General features: G+C 64.7%; 14 protein-coding genes. 10 read left to right on the forward strand and 4 right to left on the reverse strand.

Annotated features, from left to right (window positions below):
- Position 1: 1 nt before the first annotated feature.
- The 3 genes from FXB40_RS17195 to FXB40_RS17205 form a co-directional block, all read right to left on the reverse strand.
- Positions 2 to 1,342, reverse strand: coding sequence for an LLM class flavin-dependent oxidoreductase (locus FXB40_RS17195; RefSeq protein WP_148773369.1), 1,341 nt, complete (start codon positions 1,340 to 1,342; stop codon positions 2 to 4).
- 43 nt (positions 1,343 to 1,385) lie between these two features.
- Positions 1,386 to 2,351, reverse strand: coding sequence for an aliphatic sulfonate ABC transporter substrate-binding protein (locus FXB40_RS17200; protein ID WP_148773370.1), 966 nt, complete (start codon positions 2,349 to 2,351; stop codon positions 1,386 to 1,388).
- A 141-nt stretch (positions 2,352 to 2,492) separates the two neighbouring features.
- On the reverse strand, positions 2,493 to 4,061 hold the full coding sequence (locus FXB40_RS17205) for an MFS transporter (RefSeq protein WP_283812916.1): 1,569 nt from the start codon (positions 4,059 to 4,061) through the stop codon (positions 2,493 to 2,495).
- A gap of 177 nt (positions 4,062 to 4,238) precedes the next feature.
- Between FXB40_RS17205 and FXB40_RS17210 the strand changes: the two genes are divergently transcribed.
- Positions 4,239 to 5,093, forward strand: a complete 855-nt coding sequence (locus tag FXB40_RS17210) for a LysR family transcriptional regulator (protein ID WP_148773371.1) — start codon at positions 4,239 to 4,241, stop codon at positions 5,091 to 5,093.
- Between the two features lie 12 nt (positions 5,094 to 5,105).
- Here FXB40_RS17210 and FXB40_RS17215 read toward each other — a convergent pair whose 3' ends face one another.
- The gene (locus FXB40_RS17215) at positions 5,106 to 6,512 is read right to left on the reverse strand and encodes an LLM class flavin-dependent oxidoreductase (protein ID WP_148773372.1); all 1,407 of its coding nucleotides are present in this window, start codon (positions 6,510 to 6,512) and stop codon (positions 5,106 to 5,108) included.
- A 252-nt stretch (positions 6,513 to 6,764) separates the two neighbouring features.
- Between FXB40_RS17215 and FXB40_RS17220 the strand changes: the two genes are divergently transcribed.
- The 9 genes from FXB40_RS17220 to FXB40_RS17260 all read left to right on the forward strand — a co-directional run bounded on the left by FXB40_RS17220 (position 6,765) and on the right by FXB40_RS17260 (position 15,431).
- Positions 6,765 to 8,084, forward strand: a complete 1,320-nt coding sequence (locus FXB40_RS17220) for an O-acetylhomoserine aminocarboxypropyltransferase/cysteine synthase family protein (protein WP_148773422.1) — start codon at positions 6,765 to 6,767, stop codon at positions 8,082 to 8,084.
- 35 nt (positions 8,085 to 8,119) lie between these two features.
- On the forward strand, positions 8,120 to 8,917 hold the full coding sequence (locus tag FXB40_RS17225; RefSeq protein WP_148773373.1) for a MetQ/NlpA family ABC transporter substrate-binding protein: 798 nt from the start codon (positions 8,120 to 8,122) through the stop codon (positions 8,915 to 8,917).
- Between the two features lie 40 nt (positions 8,918 to 8,957).
- Positions 8,958 to 10,586, forward strand: a complete 1,629-nt coding sequence (locus tag FXB40_RS17230) for an FAD-dependent oxidoreductase (protein WP_187436939.1) — start codon at positions 8,958 to 8,960, stop codon at positions 10,584 to 10,586.
- Positions 10,583 to 10,903 (forward strand): 4Fe-4S dicluster domain-containing protein, encoded by a 321-nt coding sequence (locus FXB40_RS17235; RefSeq protein ID WP_148773374.1) that lies wholly within the window; start codon positions 10,583 to 10,585, stop codon positions 10,901 to 10,903. Before FXB40_RS17230 ends, FXB40_RS17235 begins: the two co-directional genes overlap by 4 nt.
- A gap of 75 nt (positions 10,904 to 10,978) precedes the next feature.
- Complete coding sequence (locus FXB40_RS17240; RefSeq protein WP_148773375.1) at positions 10,979 to 12,583, forward strand: FAD-dependent oxidoreductase; 1,605 nt, start codon at positions 10,979 to 10,981, stop codon at positions 12,581 to 12,583.
- The gene (locus tag FXB40_RS17245; protein WP_148773376.1) at positions 12,580 to 12,963 is read left to right on the forward strand and encodes a 4Fe-4S dicluster domain-containing protein; all 384 of its coding nucleotides are present in this window, start codon (positions 12,580 to 12,582) and stop codon (positions 12,961 to 12,963) included. Before FXB40_RS17240 ends, FXB40_RS17245 begins: the two co-directional genes overlap by 4 nt.
- Positions 12,964 to 13,104: 141 nt before the next feature.
- Entirely contained in the window at positions 13,105 to 14,097 is a 993-nt protein-coding gene (locus tag FXB40_RS17250; protein WP_148773377.1) for an NAD(P)-dependent oxidoreductase, read from the forward strand.
- Positions 14,098 to 14,113: 16 nt separating this feature from the next.
- On the forward strand, positions 14,114 to 14,896 hold the full coding sequence (locus FXB40_RS17255) for a class II aldolase/adducin family protein (RefSeq protein WP_210352165.1): 783 nt from the start codon (positions 14,114 to 14,116) through the stop codon (positions 14,894 to 14,896).
- A gap of 133 nt (positions 14,897 to 15,029) precedes the next feature.
- Entirely contained in the window at positions 15,030 to 15,431 is a 402-nt protein-coding gene (locus FXB40_RS17260) for a VOC family protein (protein WP_148773378.1), read from the forward strand.
- The last annotated feature ends 23 nt before the right edge of the window (positions 15,432 to 15,454 follow it).

The following is a 15,454-nucleotide window of genomic DNA, read 5'->3' on the forward strand; positions in this document are numbered from 1 at the left end:
ATCAGGCTGACGCGACCTCCGGCGCCCGTTTCGCGAAGCGGCTCGCGGGCCGCGGCAGACCAAGATGCTCGCGGAGCGTCGTGCCCGTGTATTCGGTCCGGAACAATCCGCGCTTTTGCAGGATCGGGACGACGGTATCGACGAAGGTCTCCAGCCCCGTGGGCAGCACGTCCGGCATCAGATTAAACCCGTCGGCGGCGCCGGCCTTGAACCAGGTCTCGATGTCGTCGGCGATCTGCTCCGGCGTGCCGACGATGATGCGATGGCCCACGCCGCCGCCGAGCGCGCGGATCAATTGACGGACAGTGAGATTGCCGCGCCGCGCGAGGTTCACGGTGCCCTGGAACATGGTGTGATTGGCGTTCGCTGGAAGCGGCAACGGGTCGGGAAGCGGCTTGTCGAGCTCAAGCAAAGCAGGGTCGATCTGAAGTGTGCCGGCCAGCCGCGTCAGGCTGTATTCGATCGGCACCAGCTCCCAGAGTTCGTCCTGCCGCCGCTTCGCCTCTGCCTCGGTACTGCCGATGACGGTCGCAAGGCCCGGCAGAATGACGATGGAATCGCCGGAACGCCCGTAGGCCGCTGCTCGCGTGCGCAGATCGCGCGCATAGGCGACGCCTTCCTCGATCGATTGCGCCAGCGTGAATACCGCTTCCGCATAGGCGGCGGCGAAGTCGCGGCCGTCATTGGAGCCGCCCGCCTGGACCGTGACCGGTCGTCCCTGCGGCGAGCGCGGCACGTTCAGGGGGCCGGCGATCGAATAATGCGGGCCGCGGTGGGCGATCGGATGCACTTTCGAAATATCGACGAACCGCGCGCTCGCCTTGTCGCCGACGAAGGCGTCGTCCTCCCAGCTGTCGAACAAGGCGTGGACGACGTCGGTGAATTCCTTGGCGCGCTCGTAGCGGGCCTTGTGCTCCAGTGCGCCCGTGAGGCCGAAGTTGCGGCTTGAAGCGGCATCCGCGGTCGTGACAGCGTTCCACCCTGAGCGTCCGCCGCTGGCATGGTCGAGCGTCACGAAGCGGCGCGCAATGTTGTAAGGCTCATTGTAGGTCGTGGAGACCGTGCCGATCAGACCGACATGCGTCGTCGTGGCTGCGACCGTCGCCAGCACGATCGTTGGTTCCAGCGAGGTGAACGATCGGTAGTCGATGCGATCGTTCACGGCCGGCGAGTCCGCCAGAAAGATTGCGTCAAACTTTCCGCGCTCGGCAATCTGCGCCACCCGCACATAATGACCGAGATCGAAGAACGCGCGCGGATCGCTGTCCGGCAGCCGCCAGGCTGACGGGTAGACGCCGGAGTGAAGCAGGTTGACGTTCAGGTGTAGTTGGCGTGGTGGCATGAGGATTCCGAAAGGGGGCGGCTTAAGCCGCAAGCAGCGGAGATCAAGACCCCTTCGGGGACCAGATCTTGATGGCGGTGGTGTCGATCTTTACGGGAATCAGACCTTCGGCGTGGAACGCATCGGCAATGCGCTGCTGCTCCGACAGGCCCGGGCCGGTGACCGCGCCGACCTGATAGGAGCGATGGCTGTTGGCCTCCTCGACGGTTGCCGCATCTATACCCCAGAGGCCGGCGAGCAATGCCGCCGCGTCCTTCGGCTGGGCCTTCACCCATTTGCCGGTCTCGGAGAGTTTTGCGAAGATCACGTTGAGGACCTGATCGTGCTTGTCCGCATACGCGGCAGAAGCGAGGTAGTAGCGCTTGTAGCTCGCAAGGCCGTTGCCGCCGTCGGATAAAATCCGGCCCTTCGTCTGGTGCAAGGCGCTGGTCAGGAACGGATCCCAGGCGACCCAGGCATCGACATTATTACTGACGAAGGCAGCACGGCCGTCTGCCGGCGTCAGATAAGCAGGCGTGATGTCCTTGAAGCTCAGGCCGGATTTCGCCAGAGCTGCGAGCAGCAGATAGTGGCTGCCGGCGCCCTTGGTCACGGCAATCTTCTTGCCCTTGAGTTCGGCGATGGTCTTGATGGCCGACGGCTCCGGAATGACAATCGCCTGCGCGGCCGGCGAGGCGGCTTCCTCGGCGATGTAGGCGAGCTTGGCGACCGCTGCCTGCGCGAAGATCGGCACCGTGTCGGCGACGTCGGCGCCGAAATCGATGCTGCCGATGTTGATCGCCTCCAGCAGCGGCAGGCCGCTGGTGAATTCGTGCCAGGAGATGGTGACGCCGAGCGGCGCCAGCGCCTTCTCCAGCTCTCCGTTGGTCTTCAGGATCGCCGTCAGCGTCGAGGATTTTTGATAGCCGATCCGGAGCTCCTCGGACATCGCGGGCTGAACGGACGCCATGGCAAAGAAGCCGAGCGCAGCCGCGGCGAGGGCTCGCAGGCGAAACGTGAGATGATGCATTTCGGGTATCCGGTTCAACGTAACTGCCTTGCCGTCCCGACCTCTGTTTGGGGAGACTGGGACGGCTCACTTTGCCGGCAAACGGGTCCGCGTGGCAATTTCGCAGTCGGGCGCAGAAGGGAACGAACATTCTCTCGTGCGTTAGCAATTGAGAACGGAGTTGTCGGTATCGCAGTTCGACGCGAGACGCTTCCGTGTGGCGTAACTCTCGCCAAAAATCACGAAGCTCGCCAGCGCCATGATCCAGACGGATAGCCCGCCATAGAGCATCACGAGCCTGAAACCATGGATCAGCGCATCTTGCACGGCGGTGTCCGCTGCCGGAAGGAGGCTCAGCTCGGGGATATCGGACAGGCGGGCGGTGCCGCCCGCGATGCGTTCCGCAAGATATTGCAGGCGACCGGCATCGAGCCCACCAGGCAGCGCGCTGCGCAGCCAGGAGGAAATGCCTGCGATCAGGATGAAACCCATCAAGGCGATGTTGATCGCCAGCGAAATCATGCGGGCGCTCATGTCGATGCCGGATGCCATGCCGGCCCGTGTGCTCGACACCGCCCCCGTGGTGACGTTGGTCACCGGCGTGTTGGTGAGGGCGAGGCCTACGCCCGCAAGCAGACATCCTGGCGCCAGCGTCAGCCAGGTGACGTGCGCGACGCCGCTGACGGCCCACATCAGCATGAAACCAAGGCCGATGACGAACAGGCCGAAGGGAATGGCGATGCCGCCGCCGAACCTCAGCAATATCCGTTCGCCGAGCGGCGGAATCACCAGCGTCGGAAGCGTGTAGGTCAGCAATGCGAGACCGGCCGTGAGATTGTCGTAGCCAAGCGCGCTGCGAAAGAAGATCGGCAGGTAGATCATGAAGGACCAGAAGCTGAAGTTCATGCCGGCCGACCCGAGCAGCGCACCGGAGAAGGCGCGTATCCGGAACACCGAGAAATCGAACATCGGACGAGCGCTATGCAGCTCGGCCAGCACGAAGGCGATAAAGCTCAGAACAGCCGTCGCGACGATCGCCAGGCCGGTCAGGCTGCCGAAGCCGAAGTCGGGGCCTTCCGTGATATAGAAGGCGACGCAGAATACCGATGTCGAAAGCGTCACGATGCCCGCGATGTCGAGATGTTTTGCCTCGGGATCGCGCGACTCCCGTACGCCCGTCACGGCAAGCGCGATGGTGACGATCGCGATGAATGCGTGGATCAGGAACACCCATTGCCAGCCGGAGACGGCGACGATCGCCGCGCCGATGATGGGTCCGAAGCCAAGCCCGATGCCGAAGATGATGCCCCAGGCGGCAAAGGCTCGTGCGCGCGGTGCGCCCTCCTGGAATTGATGGGAGAGAACCGCGACCTGGCAGATCAGCATCGCGCCACCGCTCATGCCCTGAAGGAAGCGGCTCACGATGAGGAGGAGCGCGTCCTCCGCCAGGCCGCAGATCAGCGAAGCCAGGCCGAACACGGCGATGCTGACGACGAACACGCGCTTTCGACCATAACGATCCGCCAGCGTGCCTGTGGCCATCAGCACCGTCGTGACCGCGATGGTGTAGGCATTCATGATCCATTGCAGCTGCTGGAAGTAGGCATGCAGCACCGTCTCCAGCGTGGGAAGGATCGTCGGAACGCTGGAGATCTCCAGACCGAACATGAGGGACGCGAGGCAGGCCGCGGCCAGGGCGATCGTGTTTCGTCGTGATGGTGAGACCGTCAAGGCGGTGACCTCCAAACGTGATGCTGATTGCCGGCGCGGACGCGACGTCGCTCGCTCCGGGAAAGGGTGCTTTCCCGTGCGCCATGTCCGCGTTAGGCGGGGCGAACATAGGGCCCCCTTGACCACAACAAAATCCGATCAATATAGATTTCAGAGACAACGAAACCGGATGATGCAATGCTCTCGCTCGATGTCGATGCCGTCAGAGCCTTTGTGATGGTGGCGGACCTTCACAGTTTTACGCGGGCCGCCAAGGCGCTGGGGACCACGCAAGGCGCGATCAGCGTCAAGCTGAAGCGGCTGGAGGATCGCGTCGGGCATCGATTGCTCGAACGCACGCCGCGATCGGTGCGGCTGTCGGCGCAGGGGACGGCGTTCCTGCAGGGCGCACGGGAGCTCATCGCGGCTCACGAACGTGCGATCGCCGGGCTCAATGCGCCGCCGCGTCACTTCGGCCTTGGTATTGCCGCGCATGTCGCGGGCCCGGAAGTTCCGGCCTTGCTGTCACGGCTGCACGCGCATGATCCGAATTTGACCATCGAGGTCCAGCTCGACAATTCGCGCAATCTCCTTGATCTATTTGATCAGGGACGGTTAGACGCGGCCATCGTTCAGCGCGAGGACGATCGTCGCGATGGCGAGACGCTGGCGCACGAGCGCTTCGGCTGGTTTGCGGCGCAAGGGTTCGATCACAGGGAGGGCGAGCCCCTGCGCCTCGCCGCACTGGCTCCGACCTGCGGCGTGCGCAACATCGCCACACAGGCGCTGGATGTGGCCGGCATCAAATGGATCGAGGTGTTTCTGGGTGGCGGCTCCTCGGCGGTCCATGCCGCCGTTGTGGCGGGGCTTGCGATCGCGCCACTGTCGTATCGGATCGCGCCGGCCGGCACCATCGACGTCGGCGCCAAGCTCGGACTTCCCAAGCTGCCGCCGTCGGAGGTCGTGCTTCATTCGTCCCTGACCGACCGCCGGTCGCGGGCCGCGCTGGGAGCGCTCGCAGCCGCATTCCGCGAACATCGCGCGAAGGGGTGAGCGTCACCCTTGCTATTCGGCGGCGTCGGATTGGAACGCATCCGCCGACGGCGCGCGCCGAAAACTCGCGCCGGGATGCGTGCTGTGCAACCGCGGACCGCGCCCCGGAAACAGCTTTTCGCGTAGCGTGCCGTCGCGATAGGCGGTCTTGTAGACGCCGCGCGATTGCAGCTCCGGCACCACAAGATCGACAAAGGCGTTCAGCGACTCCGGTGCGACCAGGCGGAACAGATTGAAACCGTCGACGTCGGTTTCGTCCGCCCAGGCGATCAGCTCGTCGGCGACGTCCTGCGGCGAGCCGACCACGAAGGGCGAACGGGCGCCGGCGCGGCTCAATCTGGCGAGGTCGCCGACATTGACAGGCCGGTCGCTCCGCACCGTGAAGTTTTCAACCATCGACTGGATGGCGTTGCTCTCGACATATTCGATCGGCTGGTCGGGTCGGTAGGTCGAAAAGTCGATGCCGGTCCAGCCCGACAACAGGGCGAGCTGACCGGTCTGGTCGACATGCCGTGCGTAGTCCTCGAGCAGATCATTCGCCTCGGCACGTGTCGGCGCCACGATCACGGTCGCGCCGGCAAACAGGCGGATGTCGTAGGGATCGCGGCCATAGGCCTTGGCCGCCTCGCGTATCTCGCGGACTGCGCGTGCCAGGATGGGCTTGGTCTGGCCGTTGAGAAAGATCGCTTCCGAATGTTGGGCGGCGAAGGCGCGACCGCGCTTCGAGGTGCCGGCCTGATACAGCAGCGGCGTCCGCTGCGGCGAGGGCTCGGCGAGATGGATGCCGTCGACCTTGAAATAAGGGCCGTTGTGCACCACGCGGTGAAGCTTTGCAGGGTCCGTGAAGATGCGGCTGCCGCGATCACGGCGGACGGCGTCATCCTCCCAGCTTCCTTCCCACAGCTTGTAGGCCGCGGTGAGGAAGTCCTCGGCCGCGTCATAACGGTCGTCATGGGCGCGGTTGGCCGGAAGGCCCATGCCGCGCGCGCCGCTGTCGAGATAGCCGGTGACGATGTTCCAGCCGATCCTGCCCTTGGTGAGATGGTCGAGCGTCGAAAATTTGCGGGCCAGCTGATAGGGATGCTCGAAGGTCAGGTTCGAGGTGATGCCGAAGCCGAGATGGTGGGTGACGAGCGCCATGGCGGACACCAGCAGTGTCGGGTCGGCGTTGGGAAGCTGCACGGCGTGCAATGCGGCGGCATCGGTATTGCCGCGATAGACGTCGTATACGCCGAACACATCCGCCAGGAAGATGCCGTCGAGCAGGCCTCGCTCCGCGGTCCTGGCGTAGTCAGCCCAATATTCGAGCGTGTTGTAGTCGATCGACGCGTCGCGCGGATGAGACCATAGGCCGGCCCAATTGTGGCTCGGCGCGGTCATGTTGAAGGCGTTGAAGCGCAGCTCGCGCGGTCTCGTCATGGTCGGTCCCGATCATCAATTGCGAAGCACATCCGCTCCGCGCGAAATTTTTAACATCTTGCGTGAGCGAGTTTGTTTCCAATTAGGCGAAGGAGCTGAAAGAAACGCGTTACGAAGCGACGGTGACGCAGCACGCGCATCGCTATTTTCCGGACACGCTCGACAGCCGTGGAATCCGCCCGCATCATTTTCATCGACAAGCACGGCTTGCCGCGCGAGGTGCGCGCGCTCGAGATCGAAAGGGAATTGCAGATGGCATTGGAGACCCGGAACTTCGAGACGCTCGCGTTGCATGGTGGATCGTACCGCGCCGACCCCGCCACTGGGGCGGTGGCGGTTCCGATCTATCAAACCACGTCGTTCCAGTTCGAAAACACGGATCACGCCTCGCGCCTGTTCGCGCTCGAGCAGCTTGGTCCAATCTACACCCGTATCGGCAATCCGACCCAGCAGGCCTTCGAGGATCGGCTTGCCGCACTCGAGGGCGGGGCGGCCGCCCTCGCAGTTGCCTCCGGACAGACGGCGTCCGCCTTCGCGATCTTCAACATCGCCCAGGCCGGCGACAACATCGTGTCCTCGACCGATCTTTACGGGGGCACCTGGACGTTGCTGTCGCAGACCCTGAAGCAGTTCGGCATCGAGGTCCGGTTCGTCGATCCTGCGGATCCCGAGAATTTCCGCCGCGCAACCGACGCGAAGACGCGGGCCTATTTCGGCGAGACGCTTCCTAATCCCAAGCTCAACGTCTTTCCGATCAAGGAGGTCGCGGACATCGGCCGCTCGCTGGGCGTGCCGCTCATTCTCGACAACACGGCGTCGCCCCTGATCGCACGTCCGTTCGAGCACGGCGCTGCGGTGGTGGTCTACTCCACGACCAAATATATCGGCGGCCATGGCACCGCGATCGGCGGCGCCATCGTCGACGGCGGCAATTTTGACTGGGCCGCGCATGCGGAGCGCTTCCCACTCCTGAACAAACCTGATGAGGCCTATCACGGTGCGATCTGGACCGAAGCCGCAAAGCCGCTCGGGCCGATCGCCTACATCCTGCGCGCCCGCGTCAAGCTGCTGCGCGACCTCGGCGCGTCGATCGCGCCGCAAAACGCCTTCCAGTTCATCCAGGGCATCGAGACCCTGCCGCTGCGTATCCGCCAGCACAACGAGAACGCGGTGAAGGCCGCGAACTTCCTCGCCAAGCACCCCTCGGTCTCGAACGTGATCTTCCCCGGACTGCAGAGCGGGGAGAACCGGCGCAGGGCGGACGCCTATCTGAAGGGCGGCTTTGGCGGGCTGGTCGGCTTCGAGCTGAAAGGGGGCGTCGAAGCCGGCCGGCGGTTCATCGACGCGCTCAAGCTGTTCTATCACGTCGCCAATATCGGCGACGCCCGCTCGCTGGCCATTCACCCGGCGTCGACGACGCATCAGCAGCTCACCGCAGCCGAGCAGCTCGCCGCCGGCGTCACGCCCGGTTACGTCCGCCTGTCGGTCGGAATCGAGCATCCCGACGACATCCTTGCGGATCTCGGTCAGGCGCTGGCACAGGCCGACGCCGGCGCGCGCAAAGCCGCGTGAGACACATCATCCGAATTGCAACGGGACTAGAGATCATGAAAATCCTTCGTCGTACCGCCCAGGTTGCGGGCCTCTGGCTCGCATTCACGGCGGCCGCCTTCGCCGGCGAACCGCTGAAGATCGCGACCAGCGCCGGCCCCGTTGGCCAACTGGCGTCCTTTGCCGCCAGGCTCGCCAAGGAGAAAGGGCAGGACGTCAAGATCGTCGAGCTGTCGGACTGGGTGGCATTGAACGAGGTCGTGAACAGCGGCGAGGTCGATGCCAATCTGTTCCAGCATGCGACCTATCTCGCGCTTCAGAACAAGCAACGCGGTTTCAATCTGGTGCAAGCCGATAAGGTCGGCGTGATTGCGCCAGTCGGCCTGTTCTCGAAGAAGATCAAGACGCTCGACGAGATCAAATCCGGCGACAGCGTCGCCATTCCGAACGAGCCGCTCAACGGCGCCCGCGGTCTGATTCTGCTGGAGCGGGCCGGGCTGATCAAGCTCGCGCCCGGCAAGGGCTTTTCGGTGAGCAAGTTCGACATCATCGATAATCCCAAGAATCTGAAGATCGTCGAGCTCGACCCGGCGCAGACCTATCGCTCGCTGGATGACGTGACGCTGGCGCTCGTCAATATCACCTATCTCATTCCGGCCGGCGGCGACCCGAAATCGGCGCTGATCATCGATCGTACCGTCGACGAAGGTCTGGTGCTGCGCTTCACGGCCCGTCCGGACAAGAAGGACGATCCGCGGCTGAAGGCGTTCATCCAGGTGTTCAATTCGCCCGAGGTGAAGCAGTTCATCGAGGACAAGCTGCCGGCGTTCATTCCGGCGGGGTTCGGCAGCTGAGAGAGCGTGCTGCGCAGGGACATCAATCCGGAGACGAGCGATGACGAATTCATCTGGCCGCGCCGAGAAGCTGTCGAGTTCGGCAGGATCGATTGTGTTCGACGCCGACGTGCTGGTGCTCGGCGGCGGTCCCGCAGGGACATGGGCCGCGATCAGTGCTGCCGAGCATGGCGCGCGCGTCGTGCTGGCGGACAAGGGATTTTGCGGCACCTCCGGTGCGACTGCGGCGGCCGGCACCGGTGTGTGGTATGTCGATCCCGTTCCCGAACGCCGCGAGGCTGCGATGGCCAGCCGCGAGAAGCTGGGCGGCTATCTCCAGGACCGCCGCTGGATGGCGCGCGTGCTGGACCAGACCTACGCCCAGAGCAACCAGCTTGCCGAGTGGGGTTATCCTTATCCCGCAGATGAGGACGGCAAGCCGCAGCGGAATTCGCTGCAGGGCCCGGAATACATGCGGCTGATGCGCAAGCGGACCAAGCAGGCCGGCGTCACCATCCTGGATCATTCGCCCGCGCTCGAACTGTTGGTCGACGGAAACGGCGTGGTTGCCGGCGCTGCAGGTTTGCGCCGCCAGAAGGGGGATCGCTGGGCGGTCAACGCCAAGGCCGTGGTGATCGCCACCGGCGGATGCGCCTTTCTCAGCAAGACGCTCGGCTCGAACGTGCTGACCGGCGACGGCTATCTCCTCGCTGCGGAAGCGGGGGCGGAATTCACGAGCATGGAGTTCTCCAACGCCTACGCGATCTCGCCGGCGTTCGGATCGGTGACCAAGACCCTGTTCTACAGCTGGGCGAGTTTTACCGACGAGCAGGGCAGCGTCATTCCGGGAGCGTCGTCGAAGGGCGGCCGTTCCGTGATTGCGCGCGCGCTGCGGAAGGGGCCCGTGTATGCCCAACTCGATCAGGCGCAAGCCGAGACCCAGCGCCACATGCGCGCGTCCCAGCCGAATTTCTTCCTTCCGTTCGACCGCACCGGTATCGATCCCTTCACCGAACGATTCCCGATCACGCTGCGGCTCGAAGGGACCGTTCGCGGGACGGGCGGTCTGCGGATCGTCGACGACAGTTGCGCAACCACCGTTCCGGGCCTCTACGCGGCAGGCGATGCTGCGACCCGCGAGCTGATCTGCGGCGGCTTTACGGGCAGCGGCAGCCACAATGCCGCCTGGGCGATGTCTTCGGGCTATTGGGCCGGCCAAGGTGCGGCGGAGTTTGCGCGCCAACTGGGCACGACAATCGGGCGTCAGGCGTTCCGACGCGGCACCGTTGGCTTGCGCTCCGGCAGCGGGCAACCGATGCACGGCGGCGCGCTTGCGCGGAGTGTTCAGGACGAGGTGTTCCCCTACGAGCTGAATTATTTCCGCGAGGCCGGGCGACTGGGCGACTCTCTGCGTCGCCTGGATGGCTTGTGGTCGGAGGCGTCGAATGCAGCCGCATCGGACGAACAGGAGCTGCTACGTGCGCGCGAGGCCGCCGCCATGCTTGCGACCGCGCGCTGGATGTATCGCAGCGCGCTGGCGCGTCAGGAAAGCCGGGGAATGCATCGTCGCGACGATTATCCCGAGCCGGACGATCGCTACCTGCACCTTGTGACGACCGGCGGGCTCGACGACGTCTGGACATCGGCGCGTCCGTTGGTCTCCGCCCAATATTCGGAGGCCGCGGAATGATCGAGGTCATCGATTCCGAGCGGTGCACGGCTTGCGACATCTGCGTGAACGTATGCCCGACCAACGTCTTCGACAAGACTGACGGCATTCCCGTGATCGCCCGCCAGAGCGACTGCCAGACCTGCTTCCTGTGCGAGCTCTATTGCCCGGAGGATGCGCTGTTTGTGTCTCCCTTTGCGGAAGCGCCGCAGACGGTCGATGTGGCCGCGCTGAAGGAAGCCGCCATGCTGGGAAGTTACCGGCGTGCGGTCGGCTGGACCGACGAGAACCGGCACCTGCGGGCGGCCGACCGGAGCTATCGGCTGTTCGGTCATTGAGGCTTGCGTCAAGCGGGCCGCACGTCGGCGACGACGGGCGTGTCAGCCGGGCGCGCGTGAGCAAAGGCGGAGATCATGGTGTCGTCCTCGCTCGAAGAGCTGTCGATCACGACTGACGTGCTGATCGTCGGCGGCGGCATGGCCGGCGCATGGGCCGCCGCGTCGGCCGCGCAAGCCGGTGCGAGGGTTATTCTCGCCGACAAGGGCTATTGCGGCACCAGTGGTGTCACGGCCGCCGCGGGGCCGGGCCATTGGTGGGTGCCGCCGGATCCTTCGGCGGCGCGGGACGCTGTTGTTGCCAATCGCATCGCCGCCGGGCTCGGCCTTGGCGAATCGGAATGGATGTACCGCATCCTCGACCAGACCTGGCGCACGCTGCCGACGCTGGCCCGATACTACAAATTCGGCACGGACGACGAGGGAAGGGTGAACCACCGCGCGGTGCGCGGGCCGGAATACATGCGCGCGCTGCGCCAGCACGTACTGAGCCACGGTGTTACTATTCTCGATCAGTCGCCCGTTGTCGAGTTGCTGGCGCGGGCCGATGGGTCGATCGGCGGCGCGCGTGGCCAGCGCCGTCAAGACAGCGGGCGCGCGTATCGAATCGTGGCTGGCGCGGTGGTGCTCGCGGCGGGCGGGACCAGTTTTCTGTCGCATCTGTTGGGATCGCGAACCAACACCGGCGACGGCTATCTCATGGCGGCCGAGGCGGGCGCGGAGCTGTCCGGCATGGAATTCACCGCCGCCTACACCATTGCGCCGGCGCATTCCACGATGACGCGCAGCATGGCCTATGCCTTTGCGACCTACTCCGACGCCGATGGAAACGAGCTCGATCTCCCGTTCGGTCCCGATCAGACCGTCCGTCTTGCCCGGGCCCTGCAGCGCGGGCCGGTCTACTGTTCGCTCGAGCGTCTGCCTGATGACATCAAGGCGCGGCTGCATACGATTTCGCCGAACGTGCCGCTGGTGTTCGACCGCTGGGGCATCGATCCCTACCGCGACCGGTTCGAAGTCACGCTGCACAATGACGGCACCATCCGTGGCATCGGCGGCGTGCGCGTGCACGACGCGGATTGCGCGACGTCGGTGCCGGGCCTGTTCGTCGCCGGCGACAACGCATCGCGCGAGAAGGTCGCGGGCGCGATCTCCGGCGGCGGCAACGTCAACTCGGCATGGGCGCTGTCGTCTGGCGTGTTTGCAGGAAGCGCGGCTGCGTGCGTGGCACGCAGCACGAAAAGCCGCTCGACGGAGCTGGCGCCACTTGGACGGGCCGGGCTTCGCCCGCGTGGCCGGCCTAAGGCCGTTGACGTGGCCGCAGCCAAAGCCGGCGTGCGCGCCGAGATGCATCCGTTCGACAAGAACTTGTTCCGCACCGGGGCAGGGCTCGCGGCCTCTTCGCAAACACTCGAAGAGTTGTGGCGTGAGGTGGCAGATCACGGGCAGGCGGGTTCGATCGCCCTGCGCGAAACCGCGGCACTGCTGGCCACGGCGCGCTGGACCGTTGCCACGGCGGTCGCGCGCAAGGAGAGCAGGGGCCTTCATCGGCGTGAGGACTATCCTACCAAGGATCCCGGATTGGCCGCCCGCCTGCTCAGCGGCGGATTGGAGCAGGTCTGGGTCGCGTTGGATCGACCATCGGCAAGCGCCCGGCCGGGCCAACTCGAGGTAGTGTCATGATCGAACTCATCGTTGCGGAGCGCTGCACGGATTGTGGGGCCTGCATCGAGGTCTGCCCCGCCAACGTGCTCGATCCCGGCCGTGACGGCCTGCCCATCCTGGCGCGCGTCGAGGATTGCCAGACCTGCTTCATGTGCGAGCTCTATTGCCGTGCAGACGCGATCTATGTCGCGCCCGATTGCGACCGCCGCGTCTCCGTGAGCAAGGACGAGGTGCTGGCATCCGGGCGGCTCGGACAATACCGCAAGCACTCCGGCTGGGATGAATGGGCGGAGCACTTTCCCAACGAGCAATGGCTGATGGAAGCCGTCTTCCGCCGTGCCGCCGAAGCGGCGGCTCAGCCAAAGGCGCGGAAGCCTGGCGTCACCGGCCAAAAATAACAGCGCCGCACCCGGAGACGAATTCTTATGCCTCGGTTGGAAGCGTCGTCCTGTTGTTGCCCGATGCCGATGATCTTTGAAAAGACTATCTTGCCCCGAGCGCCTAGCATGTCCGCATCAATGCCATCATGAACGCGTGACATGAACACTCCCCGAATTGAAAGCAGGCGCGCCTCCACCCGCGTGCGATCGCCGATCATCGTCAATCAACTGGGCGCGGAGGTTCGTGCCGCGCTGGCCGATCACTGGTCGCGTCCGCTGATCATCGATCATCCCGCCGATCGTCCGGCGTGGGAGGTTGCGCCGGAGGCCGACGTGCTGCTGACGCGGCCGCTGGCGGGCTGGAACAAGGCGCCTGCGGACAAGCCCGCAGGCTGGCCGTTCGGCCTGCGCTGGATCCAGACCGCATCGACCGGCATCGATTTCTTTCCGGCATGGCTGCTCGATGGGCCCGTGGTCACGGTCGGCCGCGGCATCTCGGCCGATCCGATCGCGGAATATGTGCTCGCGGCAATTCTCGGCTTCGAAAAGCGTATCCACGAGATCCGGCCGCGCAGCCGCGAGCAATGGAAGATCGCCCCGCTGGGATCGCTCAGCGGCAAGACGATCGGCATCGCGGGCTTTGGTGCAATCGGCCGTGCCGTTGCCGAGCGGGTCAGGCCGTTCGGCGTCAACACCAGGGTTCTTAGGCGATCGGCCTGGCCATACGTTGTTCCGGGCATTGAGCCCGTGGACAGCATCGAGCAGTTGGTCGAGGTCTCCGATCATCTCGTCCTGGCGCTGCCGGCGACGACGAAGACGGCCCGTCTGATCAATGCCGACGTGCTGGCGCGGGCCAAAAAATCGCTGCATCTGATCAATGTCGCGCGCGGCCGGATCGTCGATCAGTCCGCCCTGCTGCAAGCGCTCGATGAGGGCCGGATCGCAGGCGCCACGCTCGATGTCACGGATCCCGAGCCGCCGCTGGATGGCGATCCGATCTACGACCATCCCAAGGTCGTCCTCACACCGCACGTCTCGTGGACGGGAGGCGAGGATGCCAAGCGGCTGGCCGACAAGACGCTGGTCAATCTCGATGCCTATGCGCATGGCGTGCCACTGGCCGACGTCTTCGACAAAAACCTCGAATACTAGAAAAGGAGCCGCAACAATGAACAAGGTCGTCGAGAAGCCCAAAAAATATTCCTTGGTCGAACGTACGCCGGCGGTGTCGTTCGAGGAGGAGAGGCTGCACCGCAAGCAACGTCTCGCCGCGACGTTCCGGCTGTTCTCGCGGTACGGCTTCGATCAGGGCCTCGCAGGCCATGTCACCGTGCGCGATCCGGAGTTTCCCGAGCGGTTCTGGATCAACCCGCTGTCGAAGCACTTCAGCCAGATCAAGGTGTCCGATCTTCAGCTCGTCGACCACGACGGCAACATCCTGATCGGCGACAAGCCGATCAACCAGGCCGGCTTCGTGATTCACTCGGCGATTCATGCGGCGCATCCGGAGGTGATCGCGGCAGCCCACACCCATTCGACCTATGGCAAGGCCTGGTCGGCGCTTGGCCGCCTGCTCGATCCGCTGACACAGGATTCCTGTGCCTTCTACGAGGATCACGTCCTGTTCGATCCGTTCTCGGGCGTCGTGCTGGAGGCGGAGGAGGGCCGCAAGATCGCGCAGGCGCTGGGATCGAAGAAGGCTGCGATCCTGCAAAATCACGGCCTGCTCACGGTGGGACCGACCATCGAAGCTGCCGCGTGGTGGTACATCGCGATGGACAATGCCGCGCGCGCCCAGCTGCTCGCGGAGGCCGCCGGCACGCCAAAGCCGATCCCGCACGAGATCGCCAGCCTGACGTCGCGGCAGGTCGGCACCCACAAGGGCGGTTATTTCAGCTTCCAGCCGCTCTGGGACTGGATCACCGCGGCGGAACCGGAGCTGTTCAACTAGGACCACGGCGTCCAGGTCGGGCATTTGCCCGGTTCGCCGGAATTGCGCCAGGCCGCGACATCGTGAGATATCATGGTGCGCGGCTTGCGTGGTTCACGCAGGCCGATGCTGCAACGGTGAGGAGCAGTGCGACATGACCATTGGTCTGCCAAGCGAAGTTGAAGTCATCACGTTGTTCGTCGATGACATTGCGTCGGCGAAAGCCTTCTACGCGAAAGTGTTCGCGTCCGAGACGGTCTGGGAAGATGCGGTCTCATCCGTGCTGAGATTTGGTGGGCTCCTGATCAACCTTCTCGACGCGTCTCGGGCACCGCCGCTTGTCGAGCCGCTGCGTGTCGCGCAGTCCTCCGCAGGAGCGCGCGCACTTCTGACGATCAGGGTCGTCGACGTCGATCAGGTCTGCTCAGCCCTGAGGGAAATCGGCGTCGATCTGCTCAATGGGCCGATCGACCGTCCGTGGGGACGGCGAACTGCGGCCTTTGCCGACCCTTCAGGACATGTCTGGGAGATCGCGCAGCTGATTGAGCGGAAATAGCGGCCTGTTGCCGGCCCGTCGGT

Source organism: Bradyrhizobium rifense (genome assembly GCF_008123425.1).
In the GTDB taxonomy this organism is placed as follows: domain Bacteria; phylum Pseudomonadota; class Alphaproteobacteria; order Rhizobiales; family Xanthobacteraceae; genus Bradyrhizobium; species Bradyrhizobium rifense.

Excerpts from the sequence above, each read along its gene's own strand:
- FXB40_RS17195 (WP_148773369.1), bottom strand. The coding sequence starts at position 1,342 with ATGCCACCACGCCAACTACACCTGAACGTCAACCTGCTTCACTCCGGC.
- FXB40_RS17200 (WP_148773370.1), bottom strand. The coding sequence starts at position 2,351 with ATGCATCATCTCACGTTTCGCCTGCGAGCCCTCGCCGCGGCTGCGCTC.
- FXB40_RS17210 (WP_148773371.1), top strand. The coding sequence starts at position 4,239 with ATGCTCTCGCTCGATGTCGATGCCGTCAGAGCCTTTGTGATGGTGGCG.
- FXB40_RS17215 (WP_148773372.1), bottom strand. The coding sequence starts at position 6,512 with ATGACGAGACCGCGCGAGCTGCGCTTCAACGCCTTCAACATGACCGCG.
- FXB40_RS17220 (WP_148773422.1), top strand. The coding sequence starts at position 6,765 with ATGGCATTGGAGACCCGGAACTTCGAGACGCTCGCGTTGCATGGTGGA.
- FXB40_RS17225 (WP_148773373.1), top strand. The coding sequence starts at position 8,120 with ATGAAAATCCTTCGTCGTACCGCCCAGGTTGCGGGCCTCTGGCTCGCA.
- FXB40_RS17230 (WP_187436939.1), top strand. The coding sequence starts at position 8,958 with ATGACGAATTCATCTGGCCGCGCCGAGAAGCTGTCGAGTTCGGCAGGA.
- FXB40_RS17235 (WP_148773374.1), top strand. The coding sequence starts at position 10,583 with ATGATCGAGGTCATCGATTCCGAGCGGTGCACGGCTTGCGACATCTGC.
- FXB40_RS17240 (WP_148773375.1), top strand. The coding sequence starts at position 10,979 with ATGGTGTCGTCCTCGCTCGAAGAGCTGTCGATCACGACTGACGTGCTG.
- FXB40_RS17245 (WP_148773376.1), top strand. The coding sequence starts at position 12,580 with ATGATCGAACTCATCGTTGCGGAGCGCTGCACGGATTGTGGGGCCTGC.
- FXB40_RS17250 (WP_148773377.1), top strand. The coding sequence starts at position 13,105 with ATGAACACTCCCCGAATTGAAAGCAGGCGCGCCTCCACCCGCGTGCGA.
- FXB40_RS17255 (WP_210352165.1), top strand. The coding sequence starts at position 14,114 with ATGAACAAGGTCGTCGAGAAGCCCAAAAAATATTCCTTGGTCGAACGT.
- FXB40_RS17260 (WP_148773378.1), top strand. The coding sequence starts at position 15,030 with ATGACCATTGGTCTGCCAAGCGAAGTTGAAGTCATCACGTTGTTCGTC.